We start from the raw sequence: 344 nt of genomic DNA, 5'->3' as shown, positions 1-344 counted from the left end.
TAAGTCTGGCGCTATCTTACGCCTTTTTAAGGGGTGATTTCTGGACATTGACGCTTTTTCTCAACATTTCAAGGATATTCAAGACCCTCGACAAACCGCTAAAATCACCTACTCTCTGTTTGATGTTCTATTTTTATCGATTTGCAGTGTGATTAGCGGAGCGTCTGGCTGGGAGGATATTGAAGATTTTGGAGAAGCACACTGCCTCTGGTTACAGGAAAAAGGGCTTTTTCCTCAAGGTGTGCCCACTCACGACACCATTGCTCGTATCATTTCTCGACTCAACACCACTCAGTTTCGACAATGCTTTATCGGCTGGGCGAAATCTGTCTCAAAACGAACCT

General features: G+C 44.5%; 1 protein-coding gene. It reads left to right on the top strand.

Going from position 1 to position 344, the window contains the following annotated elements; translation table 11 throughout:
- Positions 1-40 precede the first annotated feature (40 nt).
- On the top strand, positions 41-344 hold a 304-nt coding region (locus DK187_RS21175; protein WP_162623585.1), incomplete at its 3' end, for an ISAs1 family transposase.

It is taken from the genome of Marinomonas arctica (assembly GCF_003259225.1).
Lineage (GTDB): Bacteria > Pseudomonadota > Gammaproteobacteria > Pseudomonadales > Marinomonadaceae > Marinomonas > Marinomonas arctica.
This window is presented reverse-complemented; position numbering and strand designations above follow the sequence as displayed.